This is a genomic window from Rhodophyticola sp., assembly GCF_965284195.1.
Classification (GTDB): domain Bacteria; phylum Pseudomonadota; class Alphaproteobacteria; order Rhodobacterales; family Rhodobacteraceae; genus Rhodophyticola.
In genome coordinates this window covers 153,691-172,873 of sequence record NZ_CBDIRM010000001.1, presented here as the reverse complement: position 1 = coordinate 172,873, position 19,183 = coordinate 153,691, and the positions used below count along the sequence as shown (strand labels likewise).

Below are 19,183 nucleotides of genomic sequence, written 5' to 3'. Positions count from 1 at the left end.
CTTTTTTTCAAGAGGATTGCGTCACTCTGCCGCCGCGGGTTTCCGTTGCAGCTTTAGCGGCTCGGTCCGGGCGAGTTTCAGCACATGGGACATGAAGGGCTTGGTGGTGTCGTCGGCGCGGGTCGCCCCGTAAAGCCGCCGGGTCAGGCCGGTGCTGGTCAGCGGGCGGGTGACGTAGCTGGCATTGTGCCGCAGCTCCCGCACCACCCAGTCCGGCAGGACGGAGACCCCCCGGTTCGATGCCACCAACAGCAGGATCACCGCCGAGAGTTCCACCTGCCGGATACCCTTCGGCTCCACCCCGGCGGGTATCAGCAACTGGCTGAACACATCCAGCCGGGCCCGCTCCACCGGGTAGGTGATCAGCAACTCATCGCGAAAATCCTCCGCCTCGATGAACTCCTTGGCGGCCAGCGGATGCTGGGAGGAGGCGACGAAAACCGGCTCGTAATCGAAGAGCGGGGTGAAATCGATGCCGGGCAGGTCTTCGGGATCGGAAGAGATCACCAGATCCACCTCCTCCCGCATCAGCGCGGGCAGCGCCTCGAACTGCAAACCGGGCCGGATATCCACATCCACATCGGGCCATGCGGTGCGGAACCCCTCCAGCACCGGCAACAGCCAGTCGAAGCAGGCATGGCATTCGATCGCGATATGCAGACGGCCCGATTTGCCCGATCGCAGGCCGCTGAACTCCTCCTCCAGCGCGGCGATCCGGGGCAGAATCTCTTCGGCCAGCCGCAGCAGCTTCATCCCCGCGGGCGACAGGCGCATCGGCTTCGAGCGGCGCACGAACAGCTCCACCCCCGCCTGCGCTTCCAGACCCTTTATCTGATGGCTGAGCGCGCTTTGCGTGATGTGCAGCGTATCCGCCGCCTTGGCCAGCCCGCCCTCCTCATGGATGGCGCGGATGGTCCGCAGATGGCGAAACTCCAGATGCATATACGCCTCATATAGATGATGAGTTTTATGAGTTTGTCTCGATAACTCCTCTATGCGACATCCAAAGGCGACTTTTCAAGGATCAGAATCGCCATGACCGCCGCTCCGTCCGTTTCCTTCGAGTTCTTTCCGCCCCAATCCCTTGAGGCGTCATTTCGTCTGTGGGACACGCTTGGCACGCTGGCGCCGCTGGCGCCCGAGTTCGTCTCGGTCACCTATGGCGCGGGCGGCACGACACGGACGCTGACCCATGAGGCGGTGAAAACGATCCACAGCAATTTCGGGGTGAAGGTCGCCGCACATCTGACCTGCGTCGACGCAACCCGCGAGGAAACGCTGGCGATTGCAGACAGTTACGCCGAGGCGGGTGTGACCCAGATCGTCGCCTTGCGGGGCGACCCGCCGAAAGGCGCCGGCGCGTTCACGCCCCATCCGGACGGTTTTGCAAGTTCGGTCGAACTGATCGAGGCGCTGGCAAGGACCGGGAAATTCACCCTGCGCGTAGGCGCCTATCCCGACCCGCATCCCGATGCCCCCGACATGGCGGCATGCGTCGATTTCCTGAAGCGCAAGATCGATGCGGGCGCGACCTCCGCCATCACCCAGTTTTTCTTCGAGGCGGACACTTTCTTCCGGTTCCGCGATGCCTGTGTCGCCGCCGGGATCGAGGCCCCGATCATTCCCGGCATCCTGCCGATCAACAACTGGACCCGTGTCCGCCGCTTTGCCAGCGCCTGCGGTGCCGTGATCCCCGCCTGGCTGGACGAGGCCTATGCCGCCGCCATCCGCGACGGGCGCGAAGACCTTCTGTCCACCGCGCTTTGTTCGGAGCTGTGCACCGACCTGATCGAGGGAGGCGTGGGCAATCTGCATTTCTACACGCTGAATGCGCCGGATCTGACACGGGACGTGTGCGCGGCCCTTGGGGTGACCCCCAAACTGTCCCTGGCCGAAGTCGCCTGAGCGGCGAACAGGTTACGAAAAATCGCGCAATCCGGTTTTCTTGTAACCTGTCGCCTTCCTGACGCTGCGTAAATCGCGCGGGCAGCTTGCACCGCCTCCCGGCTCGGGGTTGGCTGATCGCAACAGCCCTTTTCGGGACACGCACGACATGACCGAACCGGTCTTCGCACATTCGCTCGACGCCTTGCCGGATCAGGCGCGGCTTCTGTCGCTCTCCGGGCAAGCCTTCATGGAGGCGATGCGAGACGGCGCCCTGCCTCATCCGCCCATTTCCGAAACTCTCAACTATCGTCTCGACACCGTCGAAGACGGTCGTGTGGTCTTTCGCGGCGCGCCCGAATTCGCCCATATGAACCCGATGGGAACGGTTCACGGCGGCTGGTACGGCACCTTGCTCGACAGTTGCATGGCCTGCGCGGTGATGACGAAAGTGCCAAAGGGCTCCGTCTATACGACATTGGAATACAAGATAAATATCATCCGCCCGCTATCCGTCGGCACGGAAATTCTGGCCGAGGGCATCACCAGCCATTCGGGCCGGTCCACCGGCGTGGCGGACGGTACGATCCGCGGCGTGGAGGACGGCACGCTTTACGCGACCGGGTCGACCACCTGCATGATCATGAAAATCCGCGATGGTGCATAACCGCGCTTGAATTGACTTGAGGTCAGGTTTCGGGCAAGCCCCGTTCTTCCTGAAAACCCCTCATTTCTGGAGATGGTCATGATATCGCCGGTTCTTCCCAGCTATTCCCGCGCGCCGCTCTCCTTCGTCAAGGGCGAAGGCGCATGGTTGGTGGAAGCCGACGGCCGACGGTTTCTGGATTTCGCCAGCGGCGTCGCCGTGATCGCCCTTGGCCACAGCCACCCGAAACTGGTCAATACGCTGAAATCGCAGGCGGAAAACCTGTGGCACACCTCCAACCTCTACACGGTGCCGCAGCAGGAAGAACTGGCCGCGAAACTGGTGGAGCACACATTTGCCGACACCATGTTCTTCTGCAATTCCGGCACGGAGGCGGGTGAACTGGCGGTCAAGATGGCCCGCAAATACTGGTACGAGAAAGGCCAGCCCGAGCGGACCACGATCCTGGCATTCGAGGGCGCGTTCCATGGCCGCTCCATGGGGATGATTTCCGCGGCGGGGGCGGAGAAGCTGACCAAGGGGTTCGGTCCGCTTCTGCCGGGCTTCGTACACCTGCCCTTCGGCGATCACGATGCGCTGAGGGAGGCCGCCGCACGCCCGGATGTCGGCGCGATCATGATCGAACCCGTTCAGGGCGAGAGCGGCATCCGCCCGGTTCCCGACCAGTGCCTGAAAGGTCTGCGCGATCTCTGCGATGAACACGGGCTGCTGCTCATCCTGGACGAAATCCAGTGCGGCATGGGCCGGACCGGCAAGCTGTTCGCGCATGAATGGGCAGGCATCACCCCCGATATCATGATGATCGCCAAGGGTATCGGCGGCGGCTTTCCGATCGGCGCGCTTCTGGCCACCGAAGCGGCGGCGGTCGGCATGACGCCGGGCACCCATGGCTCCACCTATGGGGGGAACCCGCTTGGCTGCGCCGTGGCCAGCACGGTCATGGATGTGATCACCGAAGAGGGGTTTCTGGAGGATGTGAACCGCCGCGCCGGGCTGCTTCGCCAGAAGGCCGAAGGCCTCGTGGCGGCCCATCCGGAGGTGTTCGAAACCGTGCGCGGCGCGGGCTTCATGCTTGGGCTGGTCTGCAGGAAACCCAATCTGGACGTGATACACGCGGCCTATGATCAGGAGATGCTGACCGTGCCCGCGGGGGACAACGTGGTCCGCCTGCTTCCCTCGCTGACGGTGACCGAAGAGGAGATCGCCGACGGGATCGACCGGCTTGACCGCGCCGCGACCGCGCTGGAGACGCAGGACGATGATGCCGCAGACTAACCGCTACAGCTTTCCCCGGCTGACGCGCGCCCATTATCCGCTGATCGAAAGCTGGCTCAGCCAGCCGCATATCGGCGGTTGGTGGGGCACGGCGGCCGCCGAGATCGCCCTGATGGAGGAAGATCTGGACGCGGGTCCCACGGATATGCGGATCGTGGAACTGGACGGGCACCCCTTCGCCTTCGTGCAGGATTACCCCGCGCATCACTGGCCGGCTCCGCATTTCGCGGACCTTCCCGCCGATGCGCGCGCGATGGACACGTTTCTCGGTGACCCCGCCTTTCTGGGCAGGGGGCACGCGCAGGCCTATCTGCGGCAGCGCGCGCTGGAGATCATCGAGGCCGGGACATCGACCGTCGCGATCGACCCCGACCCGTCCAATGCCCGGGCCGTCGCGACCTATCGGGCCGCCGGGTTCAGCGCATTGGAGGAACGCGCCTGCGAGGATGGCGACATGGTGCTTGTCATGGTCTTCCGACGACAGGCACCCGAACCGCCCGCCCCGGCCCCGCCATCCCCTGGCGACCGCATTCCTGCGCCCGACAAAAATACAAGTATCTGATATGAAACATTTTCTCGACATTCACAAAACCGACCCTTCCGATCTGCGGCATATGATCGACGATGCGCGCGCGATGAAGACCGCCCGCGCGGGGCGCCCCAAGGGCATGCCCGATGACGAACAGCCATTGGCAGGCCACATGGTGGCGCTGATCTTCGAAAAGCCCTCGACCCGGACCCGGGTCAGCTTCGATGTCGGCGTTCGCCAGATGGGCGGCGAAACGATGGTCCTGTCCGGCACGGATCTGCAACTGGGCCATGGCGAGACCATCGCCGACACCGCCCGGGTGCTGAGCCGATATGTGGATCTGATCATGATCCGGACCTTCGAGGAGGATGTGCTGCTGGAGATGGCCGAACACGCCACGGTGCCGGTCATCAACGGGCTGACGAACCGCACCCATCCCTGCCAGATCATGGCCGACGTGATGACCTTCGAGGAACATCGCGGGCCCATCGCCGGCAAGAAGGTGGTCTGGACCGGAGATGGCAACAATGTCTGCGCCAGCTTTCTTCATGCCGCGGGCCAGTTCGGTTTCGACCTGACCTTCACCGGACCCGAAACGCTGGACCCCGAACGCGTCTTCATCGAGGACGCCCGCGCGCGCGGCGCGAAGGTCGAGATCGTCCGCGACCCCGTGCGCGCCGTCGCCGGTGCCGATCTTGTGGTGACCGACACGTGGGTGTCGATGCATGACAGCCAATCCACCAAGGAACGCCGCCACAACCAGTTGCGGGGCTATCAGGTCAACGAAGAGCTGATGTCCCACGCCAAGCCGGACGCATTGTTCATGCATTGCCTGCCCGCCCATCGGGAGGACGAGGCGACAAGTGCGGTCATGGACGGGCCTAATTCGGTCATCTTCGACGAGGCGGAGAACCGCCTGCATGCACAAAAGGCGATCCTGCGCTGGTGCCTGGGCGTCTAGCCCGGCCCTGACGGGGCGCCATTGGGACCCGGGCGTCGGGCCCCTGCCGACCGGCTCCGGCGAAAGCGCTCTGCCCCCGCGTTGACACCGCCGTGGGGAATGGTCATCGATTGCGCATGGCCGTCCCGCCCATCCCTCCGGTCCCGGCGACCCCGCAGACGGCCGAGGACCGTCCACGTGCCGTCGCCTTCATGCTGGTGGCGACGCTGTTCATCGCCGCCACCACGCTTCTGGCCAAGGCGCTCGGGACCGATGCGCTTGGCCCGCCGCTGCATCCGCTGCAGATCAGCCATGGCCGTTTCCTGTTCGCGTTTCTGGCAATCGCGGCCACGGTCCTGGCGCTGCGTCCGCGCCTGATCCGACCCGATCTGAAAACCCATATCGGGCGTACACTCTGTGGCTGGGGCGGGATCAGCCTGATGTTTGCCGCCGTCGCCTTCATCCCGCTGGCCGATGCCACCGCCATCAGCTTTCTGAACCCGGTCTTCGGCATGCTGCTGGCCATCCCGCTTCTGGGGGAGCGGGTCGGGCCTTGGCGCTGGCTGGCGGCGGGCATCGCGCTTGCGGGGATGATCGTGCTGATGCGCCCGACGCCGGAAAGCTTTCAGCCCGCCGCCCTTCTGGCACTTGCGGCGGCGGCGTTGATGGGGCTGGAGCTGATCTTCATCAAGCGGCTGTCGAACCGCGAAGGCCCGCTTCAGATCCTCTTCGTCAACAACGCGCTCGGGCTACTCATCGCGTCGGTTGCGGTGCTGTTCGTCTGGGCCGCCCCGACCCCCGCGCAATGGGGGGCGCTGGTTGCGCTTGGCCTTGCCATGGCCTGCGCGCAGGCCTGTTTCATCCACGCCATGCGCCGGGCCGAGGCGAGCTTCGTCACGCCCTTTTCCTATCTGACTCTTGTTTTCGCCGGGCTTTACGACCTGATCATTTTCGATGTGATCCCGGATGCCATCAGCCTGACCGGCGCGGCGATCATCGTCTCCGGCGCCGCCTTTCTAGCCTGGCGCGAGGCACGGTTCAAAAGGCGGCCCCGGGCAGACCGGACAGGGCCTCCGCCCCCTCCCTGACGGCTTCGTCCGTCAGGGAGGGGGCCCAAGAACTCACCCCCACGAACGCCGCCCGCCCCGCCGCGATGTCTTCAACGCCGGCCCTCACGACTTCAGCCGGTAGCCTGTCTTGAACCACCACCAGGCCAGCGCCATCACGGCCATGATCGCGCCCGAGGCCACGCACAGCCCAAGCCAGGGCGAACTGTCGGAAACGCCGAGAACCCCGTAGCGCACCCCGTCGATCAGATAGAAGACCGGGTTCCAGTGCGTGATCGTGTTCAGCCAGCCGGGCAGCGCCTCGATCGAATAGAAGGTCCCCGACAGGAAACTGAGCGGGACGACGATGAAATTGGTGATCGCGGCGATCTGGTCGAATTTCTGGGCGATGATTGCCGCGACGATCCCCAGGGCTCCCAGAAACGCGCTGCCCAGCACGACGAAGACCAGCGCCCAGACCGGATGCGCGACCGAAAGGCCGATGACCGGAAACATCACCAGCGTCACGGCCAGGGCCACCAGAACGCCGCGCAGCACACCGCCGATGATATAGCCCAGAACCAGTTCCAGCGGGCTGAGCGGCGGCATCAGCGTATCGACGATGTTGCCCTGCACCTTGCCGATGACGATCGAGGAGGAGGTGTTCGCAAACGCGTTCTGGATGACCGTCATCATCAGGATGCCGGGCGCGATGAAATGCAGGAAACTGACACCCATCACCTCGCCGCGCTGCCCGCCGATGGCCAGCGAGAAGATCAGGATGAACAGGCCCGCGGTCACCAGCGGCGCCAGAAGCGTCTGTGTCCAGACCACGACAAATCGCATCACTTCGCGCTTGGCCAGCGTATATAACCCCAGCCAGTTGACCCGCCCGAAACGGCGCACGCCCATTCCGGTTTGCGCCCCTGTCGCCTGTCCGTCCATCATTCCTGCCCTTTCGCTTCTCGCCGCCTTGTATCCGTCTCCATAGACAAGATAGAATAGGGGTTCCAATTCGCTGGTCCCGGGCCCATATGCAAGGGCCGTGGCGCACCGAGCCATGTGCATAAACGAGCAGGAGGACGCAGATGTCCTGGACCGACGAGCGTGTCGAGAAACTGAAGAAGATGTGGGGCGAAGGCCAGTCGGCCTCCCAGATCGCCAAGGAATTGGGCGGTGTCACACGCAATGCAGTGATCGGCAAGGTGCATCGGTTGGGCCTGTCGAACCGGGCCACCACCGGGGCGACGGGCAAGCCCGCGCCCGCGAAGGAGCCGGCGAAAGCCACGTCGAAGGCCGCGCCATCGGCTCCGAAACCTGCCCCCAAGACCGAACCCGCCCGTGCCGAGACCGCGACGGAGACGGCACCGCGGCCATCGAACGTGACGCCGTTGCGCAAACCGATCGTGCCCGCGGGGCAGCCCCTGCCCCCGCAGCCCTCGGCCAACGAGATCAGCCCCGAGGCGCTGGCCAAGGTCAACGAGGTCGAGAAACATGCCAAGCGCATCAGCCTGATGGAGCTGACCGAGCGGACCTGCAAATGGCCCATCGGCGACCCCGCCACCGACGATTTCTATTTTTGTGGTCTTCCGGTGCAGCAGGGCAAACCCTATTGCGAAGCGCATGTGGGCGTGGCGTTCCAGCCGATGTCCAGCCGCCGGGATCGCCGGCGCTAGACCCGGGTTTTCCCGGCCATCCGGCACCGATCAGCGGTGATTGCGCATGCGCATCGCCTTGACTGCAATCGCCATCAGGATGACGCCCCCGCATATGAATGCCATCCCGACCGCCGTCAGCGATGCGATGGCGGCGCCGATGAACGGCGCAGTGAGCAGGGCCATGGTGTTGAGCGCCTCGCTCAACGCGGTCACCCGGCCCATGCGGCCGGGGGCGACGGTGTTCTGAAGCACGGTTCGGAACGGCACGACCGACAGGGCGGATGCCACGCCCAGAATGGCGAAAAGCCCAACGAAGGCGCCCACGGGCCACCGGATGTCGAGTAGATCCAGCCCCCCGAGCACCGCAACGGCGCAGGCCGCGATGGCCGAGCCCGCGGCGATCAGCAAGAAGGGCCGGGGCAGGTCCTTCATCGCGCCCAGCATGACCGCCCCGACCACGCCGCCGGCCCCCACTGCCGCAAGTGCGAAACCCAGATGTGTCTGCGAATAGCCCAGATCCCGGGTCAGGGGCGCGATCAGCGTGTCATAGAAGAACATCGCGAAGTATCCCGCCGCCATCAGCCAGATCGCCGATCTGAGAAGGGAGCTTCCCGCGACCTCCGCCAGCCCGCCCCGGATCGCGCCGATTACGCCTGTTTCGGCGGCGCCGTCATCGGGCACCGGTGCGAGGGATGACAGGCGCAGCAGCAGACCCGCCGCGATGAAGGAAACGCCGGCATTGAGCAGAAAGATGACCTGCGGTTCGACCCAGATCAAAAGCACGCCGCCCAGAGCTGGCGCCACGATCTTGGAGGCCTGATTGATGGCGTGGCTCAACCCGTTTGCGCCCATCCGCTCCTCCGGGCGGGTCAGGGTCTGGATCGCCGCCTGCTTGGCCGGGGTGAAGAACGTGTCCACCGAGCTTCTGAGCGCGACCAGAAGCAGCAGGATGCCCCAGTCCGGCGCGAAAAACAGCGCCGCGGTGACCAGCCCGCGCCCGATATTGCTGAGGATCAGGACGGATTTGACATTCACACGATCCACCACGGCGCCCGCCCCGAGGCCGACCACCAGATAGGGCAGGCCCATGCTGACCGCGAGAAGCGCGAACACGAACGGATCGACGGTCCAGACAAAGGCAAGGAGCGCGCCGATGGCCACGAAATCAAGCCAATCCGCGAAATCGGCGGGCAATTGGCCCATCATCAGGGTTCGGAAATCGCGGTTGGAGAGGGCTGCCGGCAGGGTGAACATGCGCGCAGACTATGCCCGGCCGGGGCGGAGTGCCATAGCGCCGCCTACCGGGCCGCGCGTGCCTTGCGTCAGGGTCCTTCGGACCGGCCCGAAACTATCGGCAATCGCGTCTGATCTCGCGATTCAGCAAACCGGTTTCCACCAGCATGCAGCGGTTGCGCGCCTCGTAGTAATAGCCGCGCGCATACCAGCCCACCGCCGTGTCGAAATCCCCGTCGGACAAAAGCCATGCGCCGCGCAGATACCGCACCGCGTAACGCAGGTTGGTTTCCGCATCCAGCAATTCGGACGGTGGGCCGTCATGGCCCATGGTCCGCGCGGTTTGCGGCAGGATCTGCATCATGCCGTAATAGGGGCCGTTTCGGGCGGCGGGGCGATAGTCGCTTTCGCGCTGGATCACCCGATGCACCAGGGCCGCCGGCACATCGTAGCGCGCGGCGTATTCGTTGACCAAAGCACGGATTTCCGGTGTTTCGTTGGGATAGAGCGCAGGTTGCGGGCTTGCGGCGGGGCCCGCGCCCCGACCACAGGCCGCAAGCAGACCCAGAAGGATGAGTGTGGAGATAAGGCGTGTCATGCGCCGCCTTTAGCCCGCCCGGGGGCGGTCTGGCCAGAGCCGATACGACGGCCCGGCAACAGCTTGCCGATCAGTCGAACAATCGGCGCAATTGCTCCTCCGCCTGCTCGCGCAGACGCTGTTCCAGCGCGTCTTCGATTTCTTCGCGGCTCTGCCCCTCCTCGATCTCGACCCCAAGCGCATCGCCGGCCTGGTCGCGCAACCGCCGTTCCAGTTCTTCGCGTTCCGCCGCCAGCCGCTCACGCGCCGCCGCTTCGAGCCGCGCGCGTTCCTCCGCCAGTTCCTGCTCGGCGATGAAGGCCAGATCGGGGCGGAAGCTGAGATCCGACCATGGGCCGGTGATCAGGATCGGCACGGCGAACCCGCCGGTCCCGTCCGCGCCCTGCAACACGCCCGGGATGACCCGGTACTCCACCGTCTGCGCCCCGATATCCGTGCGCCCGGCGCCGGTCACCTGGCCCCAGGGTGCGGCCAGCACCAGATCCTCGTTGCGGAGCACCCCGTCGGCGATGGTGAAGCTGCCGGTCAGACTGTCATAGACCGTCCGTTGCCCCTCGCCCCGGTAGGACGGGTCGAAATTCCGGATCATCCCCGCAAGATCGAAACCCAGGATCGCCCCCTGCCCGAAAGTGACCGACCCGCTGCCATCGAGGCTGCGCATCAGCGCGTCCATGTCATTGCCCACGGCCAGCACGTTCAGCGCGATATCGCCCCGGCCCTCCAGCCGGTCGTAATCGGCCAGTTGCGCCAGAAGCGGGCCAAGCGCCACGCTGCGGAAGGCCAGATCGGCGCGGGTCGAGAGCCCGCCGCGCCCGTTCACCACCACCGACCCCGAAAGCGCCCCGCCATAGGCGCCGATCCGGCGCAGATCCAGAACCAGACGGCCCCGGTCCAGACGCGCGCGCAGGTCGAGCCCGTCAAGGCTTGCCAGCCCCAGATCCAGTGCCTCAAGCGTTACCGCAATATCCATATCCACCGCAAAAACACCGCTGACGTCGATCGGGTCGCGCGGCCAGCCGGAGCTTGCCGCGCCCGCCGCGCCGCCGCGGCCTGCGTCCGGTGCATTTTCGCCCGCGGTCATAGCGCTGAGATCGACATCGCCGCCCCGGATCACACCCCGGAGCATCGGGCGCTCGGCACCGGGCAGCAGGTCCAGTTCGGCGGTGAACCGGTGATCGTCCAGCCGGACATCGCCGGCGCGCAGATGCACCGACCCTTCGGAGGCGAGAGTGACGTCTCCGGTCACGTCGATCCGGTCGCGGCCAAGACCTTCGGGAAGCGTCGGTGCCACCTGACCCAGCGCCGCCATCAGCGGGCCCAGATCCCGGGCGTCAAGCTGCAACTGCCCGTCCGCGGCGAGGTCGAGACCGGCACGCCCGTCGAAAGACAGCGTGCCACCATCCCATTCAAGGGCCAGCGTGACGGGTTGCACCTCTCCGGCCAGCAGATCGCCGATCCCCTCGATGGAGGTGTCTAGGGTCAGGGCGCTGCCGTTCACGATCGCGCTGGCCTCCGCACGTGCCGTACCTCCGGCTTGGGGCAGGCGCAGGGTCAGATCCAGCGCCTCGACCAATGTGGTCGTGCCGGCCCCGAGATCGCGATAGAGGACCGTGGCGTCGCGCAACACCGCCGCGTCAAAGCCAAGCGTTGCCAGAACCCCGCCGCTGCTTTGGGCGGCGGGCGCGGCTTCCGAGCCGTTGGGCGCGGGCGCCGGCGTGGCATCGGCGCCGCCGAAGCTCCAGCTTTCACGCCCGTCGGCGGCGCGCACGAGCACAAGCCGCGGCGCATCGAGCGACGCCTGATCCAGTTGGATGCGGCCCGCGATCAGCGCCTGCCAGTTCACGCCGACATTCAGCGCCTCCGCCTGCAACATCGGCCCGTCCGACACCCAGTCCGGGTTGCCGATCTCCAGCCCTTCGACCCGGACGCCGAGATAGGGCACCAGCGTCGGGCGGATGCCGCCGGTGATCCGCACCGGCCGCTCGGTCGCGCGTTGCAGCCGGTCGGCCGCCACATCCGCGATCCGTTCCGCCGGGATCGACAGAAGCGCGCCCATGGCCAGCAGGCCAAGGACCAGAATGGCCAGTATTGTCCTGATGATCCACCGCATGAAAAGGCTCCGCCCTGTTGGCCCGACATTAGCGCGCAAAAAGGGTGTGAAACAGCCCCTCGCGTCCCCGGCTGGCCGGTAAAACCGCGGCAGGGTCGAACCCGCCGATCCGCGCCGTTCGGACCCTACCTGAGCGCGGTTTTGCAAACACGCCCTTTCCCCGGATCGCGGCAGGGGTTATCTGCCAGTTCCATGACCCAGAACCCGCCCGATCTTCGCCCCGATCTCGCCCATGCCCGCGTTCCGCGCGCGGCGGATGCGGCCCGGCCCGGCCAGCCCACCATCGGGATGGTCTCCCTTGGCTGCCCCAAGGCGCTGGTCGACAGCGAACGGATTCTGACCCGCCTGCGCGCGGAGGGTTATGCGATCTCTCCGGATTACGCAGGCGCGGAGGCGGTGATCGTGAACACCTGCGGATTTCTCGACAGTGCCAAGGCCGAAAGCCTCGACGCCATCGGCGAGGCGCTGCGCGAAAACGGGCGGGTGATCGTAACGGGGTGTCTGGGGGCGGAACCCGATTACATCACCGGCGCGCATCCCAAGGTTCTGGCCGTCACCGGCCCGCACCAGTACGAACAGGTGCTGGACGCGGTACATACCGCGGTGCCCCCCGCGCCCGATCCGTTTGTCGATCTGCTGCCCGCGACGGGCGTGTCGCTGACCCCCCGGCATTACAGCTATCTGAAGATCTCCGAGGGCTGTAACCATAAGTGCAAGTTCTGCATCATCCCGGACATGCGCGGCAAACTGGCCTCCCGCCCTGCGCATGCGGTGATCCGCGAGGCGGAAAAGCTGGTCGAGGCCGGTGTGCGGGAACTTCTGGTGATCTCTCAGGACACATCCGCCTACGGGGCCGATATCCGCCATCGCGAAGATCGCGGGCACCGGGCCCATATCACCGATCTGGCCCGCGATCTGGGCGCGCTCGGGGCCTGGGTCCGGCTGCATTACGTCTATCCCTACCCCCATGTGCGCGACCTGATCCCGATCATGGCGGATCCGGCCAGCGGGCTTTTGCCCTATCTCGACATTCCGTTTCAGCATGCCCACCCGGATGTGCTGCGCCGCATGGCCCGGCCCGCCGCCGCCGCGCGCACGCTTGACGAGATTGCCGCGTGGCGCGCCACCTGCCCCGAGATCACGCTGCGCAGCACCTTCATCGTCGGCTATCCCGGCGAGACCGAAGCGGAGTTTCAGACGCTGCTGGACTGGCTGGACGAGGCACAGCTCGACCGGGTCGGATGTTTCAGATACGAAAATGTCGAGGGCGCGCGCTCCAACGCATTGCCGGATCACGTCGCCGAAGAGGTCAAGGACGAGCGCTTCGCCCGGTTCATGGAAAAGGCGCAGGCGATTTCCGCCGCCAAGCTTGAGGCCAGAATCGGCCAGCGGATGGATGTCATCGTCGATGCGGTGGATAACGAGGGCGCGACCTGCCGAACAAAGGCGGACGCGCCGGAAATCGACGGCAACCTGTTCATAGATGCCGGGTTCGAGACGCTGGAGCCCGGCCAGATCGTGACCGTCGAGGTGGATGAAGCCAGCGAATACGACCTTTGGGGCCGGCCGGTCTGAAACCGGCCCGGTCCTTCAGACCGGTCGGTATTCGACGGGTTCAGATATCGCGCAGCGCCATCAGAACCATGCCGTTGCGGCAATAGTCCGGTGTGCTTTCGGCGATGGGGGTGGTGTCGAGGAAATGCGCGCAATCCTGCGGTGCGCTGCATCCGACGCAGCGGGACAGCATGTCGTGGCGCATCTCGGGCGACAGATCGCCCCGCAGTTCCGCCTCGTCGAGATCGGTGCCCACAAGCCGGGCCATCCGCGTCATCAATGCGTCATGCTCTTTCAATGTCTTGGTTCCGGGCATATCCCATTCCTCGCAAGCATCCTGCGTCCGGTCGCCGGGTACGCTCCTTGCATCCGAAACTAGGCTATGCGGGTGGATGCACCTTGATGCAGATCAACTGCGCCCACCATAGCGGATACAGATCAACTGCGCCCACCATAGCGGATACAGATCAACTGCGCCCACCATAGCGGGCGACGGTTTCCCGTACGATCGCCTGACGCGCGGCATTGGGCGGGTGAGAGCCCAGGAACTGCTCGCCCGGATCCGGCAGGCGCTCGAAAAAGGCCGAGCCCCGCACCGGATCGAACCCGGCCCGAAGCGCGATGATCGTGCCCATGGCATCGGCCTCCAGCTCGTGTTCCTGCGAAAACCGGCGCGCACCCACGGCGGCACCGATTTCCACGGCCTGCTGAATGCCGGCCTGATTGGCCCCGCCCATCTGCGCCAGAATGCCGAACACGATCGCGCCCTCGCGCGCGGACGCGCGCTGTTGCGGGATATGCCCCTCGATATGATGCGCGGCCTCGTGCCCCATGACAAAGGCCAGCTCGTCGATATTGCGCGCCTCCGCGATCAGCCCGAGAGAGAAGATGATCAGGGGCCGGCCCTGGCGATCCTCGGTCTGGAACGCGTTCACCCCAGCGCGGGGGTCCCGTTCCACGGCAATCACGTAGTCGCAATTCTGCCGTCTGGTCTGCTCCCGGCAGACCCGTTCGGCCACGGGTTCCACCCGGGCCACGACCTCTTCGAAATTGGCGACCGCGACTGCCGGTGAGAGGCGCGGCGTGTTCTCGGTCGCCGCCGGGGCCGAGGGCGCGCGGGGCGCTGTCGGCGCGGGGGCTATGTTACAGGCGGCCAGGGTGGCCAGAACAAGGATCAGCAGGCAGGTCCGCATTCACACACTCTCCGTTTGGGTAAGGAGTAACACGGGGCGGCCCCGCGTCCAGTCCGCATCACATCATTTTTGGCGGCACGGGCGCGCCCGTGCCGCCGTTGCAAAGGCATGGAAACAGCCATAGGTTGACCGTCATGTTTACCATCGAGCACGAATTCGACGCCACCGTGGTCACCCTTGTGGACGAGGGCGAGGCGCCCCTGCAGGAAGACCTCACGATTTCCGCCTTTTCGGAATGCGTGACGCTGGAGCAATTCGATCCGCGCACCGACCAGATGCAGAAGATCACCCTGTCGATGGCACAGATCCACGATCTGGCCGCCGCACTCGACCTGCCCGAAGGCGTCTACCGGCTGCGGCGCGAGGCGGCGGATTAGGACGCGCAGCCGATGCAACGGGGCGCGCAGGGGTCGAAGTCCAGCCTGCCTGAGCCGATGAATTCGCCGCAATCCTCGCACCAGCCGAAATCGCCCGCCTCGATCCGGGCCAGAGCCGCCCCGATCGCGCGCAACCGGCCATGCCGCCGCGCTTCCAGCCCTTTGGCCATGGCCTGGCCCTGCAACGCATCCATCCGGCTCAGCCGGCCGACCGATTGCTGATCCAGTTCCACCGGCTTGCGGCTGTCGCCCGTGTTGTCGGAAGCCGCAAGGATCTCTGCCCGCTCGGCCAGAAGGCGCGGTCGGTAGCGGGCGGCAAGCCTGACATCGGTTGGATCGCTCATGGCGCCATCGCATCAGATCGGCGCCCGGCCCGCAAGGTGGCCCATGGGGCGGAAACATGCACCTTTCCCGGCAGGGCAACGCCCATTGCGCCCGGTCGCGGGCCGCTGCCATACTCCAGCCGAACGAAAGGGGAGCGTATTTCATGGCGACGGGTTTTTTCTGGGACGAGCGCTGTTTCTGGCACACCGGGGGCAATTACGCCTTCATGTCGCCGGTGGGCGGGCTGGTGCAGCCGATGGCAACCGGCGGGCTGCCCGAAGACCCCGAAACCAAGCGGCGGTTGAAAAACCTGCTGGATGTAACCGGATTGCTGGCGGAACTGGATGTGGCCAGCGCGCCCCCAATCGCGGAAGAGGACCTGCTCAGGGTGCATCCCGCCCGTTACCTTGAAAGCTTCCGGAAAACGTCGGAGGCGGGCGGTGGGGAGCTGGGCTTGCGCACGCCCTTCGGCCCGGACGGCTACGAGATCGCCCGGCTTTCCGCCGGTCTGGCCAAGGCCGCGCTCTTCGCCACGCTCAGGGGGGAGGTGGACAATGCCTATGCCCTCTCCCGCCCGCCCGGGCACCATTGCCTGCCGGATTTCCCCAATGGCTTCTGCCTTCTGGCCAATATCGGCATCGCGGTCGAGGCGGCCTTTGCAGCCGGCATGGTGGACCGCGTCGCGATCATCGACTGGGATGTGCATCACGGCAACGGGACGGAAGCCATTTTCTATGATCGGGACGACGTTCTGACCATCTCGATCCATCAGGAGCGCAACTACCCGCTCGACAGTGGCGATTTCGAGGATCGCGGCTCCGCTGCCGGTGACGGGTTCAACCTGAACATTCCGCTGCCGCCCGGCGGCGGGCACCGGGCCTATATCGAGGCGATGGAGCGGCTGGTGGTGCCACAGCTTCACGGCTTTCAGCCGGACGCGATCGTGGTGGCCTGCGGGTTCGATGCCTCGGGCGTGGATCCGCTCAGCCGGATGCTTGCTGGCTCCCACACCTTCCGGCAGATGACCGAGATGACCCGGGACGCCGCGACGGAGCTTTGCGACGGACGGCTGACGCTTGTGCATGAAGGCGGCTATTCCGCAGCTCATGTGCCGTTTTGCGGCCATGCGGTGCTGGAGGCCCTGTCGGGCAGCGCGATCACCGCGCCCGACCCGTTGGCCGCCCGGATCGAGGGCCAGCAGCCGGGCCCCAGATTTGACGCCTATTGCGCCACGCTGATCGCCGAGATGGAAGACGCGCTGAACCCCTAGACCGCTTGCCGCAGCGCGGCGCGGTCTGCGTTGACTTCCCTAACGGCACGGGCCAGTTTGCGGCAGAATTGCCAGGATGGGGAGCGGCTGCTCATGAAAAAGGTATACGGCTCGGCAAGCGAAGCGCTGGACGGGCTCTTGTTTGACGGGATGCTGATCGCGGCGGGCGGCTTTGGCCTGTGCGGCATACCCGAGCTTCTGATCGACGGGATCGTGGAAAGCGGCGTGAAGGACCTGACGGTGGCCTCCAACAACGCGGGCGTTGACGGCTTTGGCCTGGGCAAGCTGCTCGATACGCGGCAGATCCGCAAGATGATGAGCTCCTATGTGGGTGAAAACGCCGAGTTCATGCGCCAGTATCTGAGCGGCGAGCTGGAACTGGAGTTCAACCCGCAAGGCACGCTCGCCGAGCGTATGCGCGCGGGCGGCTGCGGAATTCCCGGCTTCTATACCAAGACCGGCGTGGGCACGGTGATTGCCGAGGGCAAGGAGGTGAAATCCTTCCGGGGCGAGGATTACATCCTTGAGGAAGGCATTTTCGCGGATCTCTCCATCGTCAAGGCGTGGAAAGCGGATGAGACGGGCAATCTGGTCTTCCGCAAGACCGCGCGCAACTTCAACCCTCCCGCGGCCATGTGCGGCAAGGTCTGCGTGGCCGAGGTGGAGGAGATCGTCCCCCTTGGCAGCCTCGACCCCGACAAGATCCACCTGCCGGGGATCTATATCCATCGCCTGATCCAGGGCGAACATGAGAAACGGATCGAACAGCGCACGGTGCGCAAGCGGGAGGAAGCCTGATGCCCTGGGATCGCAATCAGATGGCCGCGCGCGCGGCGGAAGAGCTGGAAGACGGCATGTATGTGAATCTCGGGATCGGCATCCCGACGCTTGTGGCCAATTACGTCGGCGACAAGGATATCACGCTGCAATCGGAAAACGGGATGCTTGGCATGGGCCCGTTCCCCTTCGAGGGGGAGGAAGACCCGGACCTGATCAATGCCGGCAAGCAGACGATTACCGAACTGCGCCGCACAAGCTATTTCGATTCAGCCACCAGTTTCGGCATGATCCGCGGCGGCAAGATCGCCGCGGCGATCCTGGGCGCGATGGAAGTGGCCGAAAACGGCGATCTGGCCAACTGGATGATCCCCGGCAAGCTGGTCAAGGGAATGGGCGGCGCGATGGACCTCGTGGCGGGCGTGGGCCGTGTGGTGGTGGTGATGGACCACACCAACAAGCATGGCGACAGCAAGGTTCTGCGCGAATGCACCCTGCCGCTGACGGGCAAGGGCGTGGTGGACCGCATCATCACCAATCTCGGTGTGCTGGATGTGGTCGAGGGCGGATTGAAGATCGTCGAGACCGCCGACGGCGTGACCGAGGAGGAGTTGCGCGCCGCGACCGAGGCGACCATTGTCTGAGATCGCGCGGGAGATCGCGGGCTCCAAGGGTCGCTATGTCTTGCAACAAGACGGGGCCGAGGCGGAACTGACCTATTCCATCGCCTCGCCCACGCTGATCATCGCCGATCACACCGGTGTGCCCGACGCGTTGCGCGGGACGGGGGCGGGCGCGGCGCTGGTGGAGCGGCTGGTGGCGGATGCACGCGCCGAAGGGGTCAGGATCGTTCCGCTCTGCCCGTTCGTGAAATCGCAATTCCGCCGCCACCCGGACTGGGCGGATGTGTTCCAATAGGCACTAGCCGCCGATCATCGTCTCGAACACGCAGCCATCCGAGATCAGATCGGGCGGGGTCAGGCACAACATCCGCGTCACCGCCCATGTCGCCAGAACCTTGGGAACATAGCGCCGGGTCTCGGCGTAATCCGGTACGCCGCCCGCGCCCCTGACCGCCCCTTCGCCCGCGTTATAGGCGGCCAGCACCAGCACCGGGTCCCGGTCGAACTCCTCCATCAGCCAGGCGAGATAGGCGACGCCGCCGACGATGTTCTGGCTGCTGTCGAACACATCCTCCACGCCGAACCGGTCGGCCGTGGCGGGGATAAGCTGCATCAGACCCTGGGCGCCCGCATGGCTGACCGCGTCGGTCACCCCGGAGGATTCGACCGACATCACCGCCAGAACCAGTGCCGGAGAAACCGGCGTGCCCACCGTCGCCCGCAGGATATCGGCGCCATGGGTGCCGGACAATGCGCGCAGATGTTCCAATCTGGGGATACCGAGCCCCGCCGTTTCGGGCGACAGCGAAAGATGCTCCAGCGCGGCCTGAAACCGCCCCGCCCCGGCGGACAGGTCGGCAGGCACTTCGGCCCAGAACCACTCCACGCCGTTCGGCACGGCAAGGGCCGCCCCGTCGGGCGGCGTCGGCGCAGGGGCCGTGGCCGGTGTGGCCTGCGGCTCGATCTGAATGGTGATCCTGGGCCCGGTATGGCCCGCGGCGGGCGGTGTCACCCTGCGAAAAGTGAATTCGGGAAAGGGTGGCGGGTCGGCGGATTGCGCCGCCACCGGCATCGCCCCTGGCGCAGCCAGCATGCACGCCACCACTAAAACGATCATCCGCATGG

Annotated in this window: 22 protein-coding genes; 13 read left to right on the top strand and 9 right to left on the bottom strand. The window is 65.6% G+C overall.

Annotated features, from left to right (window positions below):
• Positions 1–21: 21 nt before the first annotated feature.
• A complete protein-coding gene (locus tag ACQ651_RS00935; protein ID WP_227284270.1) occupies positions 22–942 on the bottom strand; it encodes a LysR family transcriptional regulator in 921 nt (306 codons plus the stop codon).
• Positions 943–1,035: 93 nt separating this feature from the next.
• On the opposite strand from ACQ651_RS00935, the gene metF reads away from it, so the two are divergent.
• The 6 genes from metF (at position 1,036) to ACQ651_RS00905 (ending at position 6,383) form a co-directional block, all read left to right on the top strand.
• Positions 1,036–1,905, top strand: a complete 870-nt coding sequence (metF, locus tag ACQ651_RS00930; RefSeq protein WP_227284271.1) for a methylenetetrahydrofolate reductase [NAD(P)H] — start codon at positions 1,036–1,038, stop codon at positions 1,903–1,905.
• Between the two features lie 148 nt (positions 1,906–2,053).
• Positions 2,054–2,551 carry a PaaI family thioesterase gene (locus ACQ651_RS00925; protein ID WP_430447894.1) on the top strand — a complete coding sequence of 166 codons (498 nt, stop codon included), beginning with the start codon at positions 2,054–2,056 and terminating at the stop codon, positions 2,549–2,551.
• A 78-nt stretch (positions 2,552–2,629) separates the two neighbouring features.
• Positions 2,630–3,826: an aspartate aminotransferase family protein gene (locus ACQ651_RS00920; protein WP_430447893.1), complete on the top strand. Its 1,197-nt coding sequence runs from the start codon at positions 2,630–2,632 to the stop codon at positions 3,824–3,826.
• Complete coding sequence (locus tag ACQ651_RS00915) at positions 3,810–4,388, top strand: GNAT family N-acetyltransferase (protein WP_375550521.1); 579 nt, start codon at positions 3,810–3,812, stop codon at positions 4,386–4,388. Before ACQ651_RS00920 ends, ACQ651_RS00915 begins: the two co-directional genes overlap by 17 nt.
• 1 nt (position 4,389) lies before the next feature.
• Entirely contained in the window at positions 4,390–5,316 is a 927-nt protein-coding gene (argF, locus tag ACQ651_RS00910; protein ID WP_227284275.1) for an ornithine carbamoyltransferase, read from the top strand.
• A 116-nt stretch (positions 5,317–5,432) separates the two neighbouring features.
• On the top strand, positions 5,433–6,383 hold the full coding sequence (locus ACQ651_RS00905; RefSeq protein ID WP_430447892.1) for a DMT family transporter: 951 nt from the start codon (positions 5,433–5,435) through the stop codon (positions 6,381–6,383).
• Between the two features lie 84 nt (positions 6,384–6,467).
• Here the strand turns inward: ACQ651_RS00905 and ACQ651_RS00900 are convergent, their stop codons facing one another.
• The gene (locus tag ACQ651_RS00900) at positions 6,468–7,289 is read right to left on the bottom strand and encodes an ABC transporter permease (RefSeq protein ID WP_430447891.1); all 822 of its coding nucleotides are present in this window, start codon (positions 7,287–7,289) and stop codon (positions 6,468–6,470) included.
• A 140-nt stretch (positions 7,290–7,429) separates the two neighbouring features.
• Between ACQ651_RS00900 and ACQ651_RS00895 the strand changes: the two genes are divergently transcribed.
• Positions 7,430–8,017, top strand: a complete 588-nt coding sequence (locus ACQ651_RS00895; RefSeq protein WP_375550525.1) for a GcrA family cell cycle regulator — start codon at positions 7,430–7,432, stop codon at positions 8,015–8,017.
• A 30-nt stretch (positions 8,018–8,047) separates the two neighbouring features.
• Here ACQ651_RS00895 and ACQ651_RS00890 read toward each other — a convergent pair whose 3' ends face one another.
• The 3 genes from ACQ651_RS00890 to ACQ651_RS00880 form a co-directional block, all read right to left on the bottom strand.
• On the bottom strand, positions 8,048–9,253 hold the full coding sequence (locus ACQ651_RS00890) for an MFS transporter (protein WP_430447890.1): 1,206 nt from the start codon (positions 9,251–9,253) through the stop codon (positions 8,048–8,050).
• Between the two features lie 94 nt (positions 9,254–9,347).
• Positions 9,348–9,830, bottom strand: coding sequence for a transglycosylase SLT domain-containing protein (locus ACQ651_RS00885; RefSeq protein WP_227284279.1), 483 nt, complete (start codon positions 9,828–9,830; stop codon positions 9,348–9,350).
• A 70-nt stretch (positions 9,831–9,900) separates the two neighbouring features.
• Entirely contained in the window at positions 9,901–11,940 is a 2,040-nt protein-coding gene (locus tag ACQ651_RS00880) for an AsmA family protein (protein WP_430447889.1), read from the bottom strand.
• Between the two features lie 192 nt (positions 11,941–12,132).
• On the opposite strand from ACQ651_RS00880, the gene rimO reads away from it, so the two are divergent.
• The gene (rimO, locus tag ACQ651_RS00875; protein ID WP_430447887.1) at positions 12,133–13,515 is read left to right on the top strand and encodes a 30S ribosomal protein S12 methylthiotransferase RimO; all 1,383 of its coding nucleotides are present in this window, start codon (positions 12,133–12,135) and stop codon (positions 13,513–13,515) included.
• Positions 13,516–13,555: 40 nt separating this feature from the next.
• Here rimO and ACQ651_RS00870 read toward each other — a convergent pair whose 3' ends face one another.
• Complete coding sequence (locus ACQ651_RS00870; RefSeq protein ID WP_227284282.1) at positions 13,556–13,810, bottom strand: DUF6455 family protein; 255 nt, start codon at positions 13,808–13,810, stop codon at positions 13,556–13,558.
• A 151-nt stretch (positions 13,811–13,961) separates the two neighbouring features.
• The gene (locus ACQ651_RS00865; RefSeq protein WP_430447885.1) at positions 13,962–14,687 is read right to left on the bottom strand and encodes a M48 family metallopeptidase; all 726 of its coding nucleotides are present in this window, start codon (positions 14,685–14,687) and stop codon (positions 13,962–13,964) included.
• A 134-nt stretch (positions 14,688–14,821) separates the two neighbouring features.
• Between ACQ651_RS00865 and ACQ651_RS00860 the strand changes: the two genes are divergently transcribed.
• On the top strand, positions 14,822–15,064 hold the full coding sequence (locus tag ACQ651_RS00860) for a hypothetical protein (RefSeq protein WP_121896636.1): 243 nt from the start codon (positions 14,822–14,824) through the stop codon (positions 15,062–15,064).
• On the opposite strand, the gene ACQ651_RS00855 is transcribed toward ACQ651_RS00860, so the two are convergent.
• Positions 15,061–15,408 carry a TraR/DksA family transcriptional regulator gene (locus ACQ651_RS00855; protein ID WP_227284283.1) on the bottom strand — a complete coding sequence of 116 codons (348 nt, stop codon included), beginning with the start codon at positions 15,406–15,408 and terminating at the stop codon, positions 15,061–15,063. The two genes, ACQ651_RS00860 and ACQ651_RS00855, sit on opposite strands and share 4 nt — an antisense overlap.
• A gap of 143 nt (positions 15,409–15,551) precedes the next feature.
• Here ACQ651_RS00855 and ACQ651_RS00850 point away from each other — a divergent pair, with 143 nt between their 5' ends.
• From ACQ651_RS00850 to ACQ651_RS00835, 4 genes are all read left to right on the top strand, one after another.
• Positions 15,552–16,658, top strand: a complete 1,107-nt coding sequence (locus ACQ651_RS00850; protein ID WP_430447883.1) for a class II histone deacetylase — start codon at positions 15,552–15,554, stop codon at positions 16,656–16,658.
• A 93-nt stretch (positions 16,659–16,751) separates the two neighbouring features.
• Positions 16,752–17,456, top strand: a complete 705-nt coding sequence (locus ACQ651_RS00845; RefSeq protein WP_430447881.1) for a CoA transferase subunit A — start codon at positions 16,752–16,754, stop codon at positions 17,454–17,456.
• Positions 17,456–18,079, top strand: a complete 624-nt coding sequence (locus ACQ651_RS00840) for a 3-oxoacid CoA-transferase subunit B (RefSeq protein ID WP_227284285.1) — start codon at positions 17,456–17,458, stop codon at positions 18,077–18,079. The genes ACQ651_RS00845 and ACQ651_RS00840 overlap by 1 nt, the downstream gene beginning before the upstream one ends.
• Complete coding sequence (locus ACQ651_RS00835) at positions 18,072–18,353, top strand: GNAT family N-acetyltransferase (protein ID WP_121896631.1); 282 nt, start codon at positions 18,072–18,074, stop codon at positions 18,351–18,353. The genes ACQ651_RS00840 and ACQ651_RS00835 overlap by 8 nt, the downstream gene beginning before the upstream one ends.
• Before the next feature lie 3 nt (positions 18,354–18,356).
• Here the strand turns inward: ACQ651_RS00835 and ACQ651_RS00830 are convergent, their stop codons facing one another.
• Positions 18,357–19,151 carry a lytic transglycosylase domain-containing protein gene (locus ACQ651_RS00830; RefSeq protein WP_430447879.1) on the bottom strand — a complete coding sequence of 265 codons (795 nt, stop codon included), beginning with the start codon at positions 19,149–19,151 and terminating at the stop codon, positions 18,357–18,359.
• Positions 19,152–19,183 lie beyond the last annotated feature (32 nt).

Coding starts and splice junctions, on each gene's coding strand:
- ACQ651_RS00935 (WP_227284270.1), bottom strand. CDS start 942: ATGCATCTGGAGTTTCGCCATCTGCGGACCATCCGCGCCATCCATGAG.
- metF (WP_227284271.1), top strand. CDS start 1,036: ATGACCGCCGCTCCGTCCGTTTCCTTCGAGTTCTTTCCGCCCCAATCC.
- ACQ651_RS00925 (WP_430447894.1), top strand. CDS start 2,054: ATGACCGAACCGGTCTTCGCACATTCGCTCGACGCCTTGCCGGATCAG.
- ACQ651_RS00920 (WP_430447893.1), top strand. CDS start 2,630: ATGATATCGCCGGTTCTTCCCAGCTATTCCCGCGCGCCGCTCTCCTTC.
- ACQ651_RS00915 (WP_375550521.1), top strand. CDS start 3,810: ATGATGCCGCAGACTAACCGCTACAGCTTTCCCCGGCTGACGCGCGCC.
- argF (WP_227284275.1), top strand. CDS start 4,390: ATGAAACATTTTCTCGACATTCACAAAACCGACCCTTCCGATCTGCGG.
- ACQ651_RS00905 (WP_430447892.1), top strand. CDS start 5,433: ATGGCCGTCCCGCCCATCCCTCCGGTCCCGGCGACCCCGCAGACGGCC.
- ACQ651_RS00900 (WP_430447891.1), bottom strand. CDS start 7,289: ATGATGGACGGACAGGCGACAGGGGCGCAAACCGGAATGGGCGTGCGC.
- ACQ651_RS00895 (WP_375550525.1), top strand. CDS start 7,430: ATGTCCTGGACCGACGAGCGTGTCGAGAAACTGAAGAAGATGTGGGGC.
- ACQ651_RS00890 (WP_430447890.1), bottom strand. CDS start 9,253: ATGTTCACCCTGCCGGCAGCCCTCTCCAACCGCGATTTCCGAACCCTG.
- ACQ651_RS00885 (WP_227284279.1), bottom strand. CDS start 9,830: ATGACACGCCTTATCTCCACACTCATCCTTCTGGGTCTGCTTGCGGCC.
- ACQ651_RS00880 (WP_430447889.1), bottom strand. CDS start 11,940: ATGCGGTGGATCATCAGGACAATACTGGCCATTCTGGTCCTTGGCCTG.
- rimO (WP_430447887.1), top strand. CDS start 12,133: ATGACCCAGAACCCGCCCGATCTTCGCCCCGATCTCGCCCATGCCCGC.
- ACQ651_RS00870 (WP_227284282.1), bottom strand. CDS start 13,810: ATGCCCGGAACCAAGACATTGAAAGAGCATGACGCATTGATGACGCGG.
- ACQ651_RS00865 (WP_430447885.1), bottom strand. CDS start 14,687: ATGCGGACCTGCCTGCTGATCCTTGTTCTGGCCACCCTGGCCGCCTGT.
- ACQ651_RS00860 (WP_121896636.1), top strand. CDS start 14,822: ATGTTTACCATCGAGCACGAATTCGACGCCACCGTGGTCACCCTTGTG.
- ACQ651_RS00855 (WP_227284283.1), bottom strand. CDS start 15,408: ATGAGCGATCCAACCGATGTCAGGCTTGCCGCCCGCTACCGACCGCGC.
- ACQ651_RS00850 (WP_430447883.1), top strand. CDS start 15,552: ATGGCGACGGGTTTTTTCTGGGACGAGCGCTGTTTCTGGCACACCGGG.
- ACQ651_RS00845 (WP_430447881.1), top strand. CDS start 16,752: ATGAAAAAGGTATACGGCTCGGCAAGCGAAGCGCTGGACGGGCTCTTG.
- ACQ651_RS00840 (WP_227284285.1), top strand. CDS start 17,456: ATGCCCTGGGATCGCAATCAGATGGCCGCGCGCGCGGCGGAAGAGCTG.
- ACQ651_RS00830 (WP_430447879.1), bottom strand. CDS start 19,151: ATGCTGGCTGCGCCAGGGGCGATGCCGGTGGCGGCGCAATCCGCCGAC.